Annotated in this window: 2 protein-coding genes and 1 pseudogene; 1 reads left to right on the forward strand and 2 read right to left on the reverse strand. The window is 61.8% G+C overall.

Annotated elements, in window-relative coordinates:
• Window positions 1-114: 114 nt before the first annotated feature.
• Window positions 115-231 (forward strand): annotated as a pseudogene (locus tag P0D73_RS46420) (IS5/IS1182 family transposase); the annotation flags it as partial.
• A gap of 373 nt (window positions 232-604) precedes the next feature.
• Here P0D73_RS46420 and P0D73_RS46425 read toward each other — a convergent pair.
• On the reverse strand, window positions 605-1,099 hold the full coding sequence (locus P0D73_RS46425) for a hypothetical protein (RefSeq protein WP_408294562.1): 495 nt from the start codon (window positions 1,097-1,099) through the stop codon (window positions 605-607).
• 38 nt (window positions 1,100-1,137) lie between these two features.
• Window positions 1,138-1,321 (reverse strand): hypothetical protein (locus tag P0D73_RS46430; protein ID WP_408436453.1); only part of this gene is annotated, 184 nt, incomplete at its 5' end.

The raw sequence follows: 1,321 nt of genomic DNA on the forward strand, positions 1-1,321 counted from the left end.
TCGACGAGATTGTGCGCGAACAGATGGGATTCCGGATGGGACCGGTCGAGTTGCTCGATTTGACGGGCCTCGACGTTAAGTCGTTTGATTGCGTTGCAGATCCTGCACGCCATCGGTATCGATGCCGAAATCGCCCGACGAGGCGAACCTCACGGCAGCGGGCTGGGCAAAACCCGCTGGGTCGTCGAGCGAACTATCTCCTGGCTTCACAACTTCCGACGGCTGCGCATTCCCGACGCAAGCTCAGGTGGTAACCAAGCACAGCGCGCGACGCTACATCAATCAGCACAACGACCCACAGACGGTGAATCATGCGCGCCTCGGTCCCGCCGTGCGGTGAAGGCACCAGCACCATCATCCGACTGTCAAGTTTGTGCGCGTCGCACTCGACGCGCTCGAATGGCGCAAGAAGTGGTCGACGTGTTCCGTCGCCGCTGGCTGCCTTGCGCGCTGAGTCGTCGCCGGCAAGTTGTCGTGCTCTGGCAGGGTTTTCGGCAAGCACGCGATCGATGAAGCGAGAGAGAGTCACGTAACCGCGTTTCTCGACGTTGAAAGGCCATTCGCCCCGGCGCTCGAATCCGCGGTCGCGCAATTCAGCGAGAAACTATCGGAACACCGCCATTCGCGGCCGAAGTGGAGATTCGAGGACGCCGCGTTTGCGCAGGATGTGCTGGCGCAGTTGGCTTTCGAACCCACGCCCTGCCGGGGACTCAAAAACCCATTGCAGCGCACCGGCCGCTCCGCCTCCCCATGCGTCAGGCTTGATGGGCGCCTTTCTGTCGTAGGACTTAACGCGCACATAAGGCAGCAGTCCGCGCCAGCCGTGAACATCTCCGTCGGGGTGGGCGGCGAGGCAGCGCTCGGTGAGCAAGCGATAGGTCTGGACCCGGCCCATCGCGCATGCCGTCTTAAGCTGCGCGTCAGTAGCGCCGTCGAGGTACAGGCGGATAGCGCGCTCTCGTCTCGCGTACAACGCTTCACGCTCAGGGGAGAGGGCAGCTCTGTCGATTCCGGGCCAGGTTGCGAGATCGATGTCGCCCGGGTCCAGGCCGGCACTTTGCGAATGATCGCATACTCGCAACCGTGAACGTCGTCTCATCGTGACTCCGGTGTCGTCTCGATACGCCAGAAACAAGGCTAGGCGATTTCGCGCGGCGCGTTGCGGCCTTCGTGGACGGTGGCCACTCGATAGTCGGGATTGGCGAAAGAAGTCGATGCCGTGACGCGAAAAAGCAGCGTCACGCTAACGAATGGAGGACTCCAAACAATCGGACTGCGTTGATAGCAGCCAACACGATCAGCGCGCCGAGCGTCTCGAAAG

It is taken from the genome of Paraburkholderia sp. RL18-101-BIB-B (assembly GCF_046026985.1).
GTDB lineage: Bacteria > Pseudomonadota > Gammaproteobacteria > Burkholderiales > Burkholderiaceae > Paraburkholderia.

What these genes read in the sequence shown, in the direction of transcription:
- P0D73_RS46425 (WP_408294562.1), bottom strand. Translation starts at nt 1,099, where the DNA reads ATGAGACGACGTTCACGGTTGCGAGTATGCGATCATTCGCAAAGTGCC.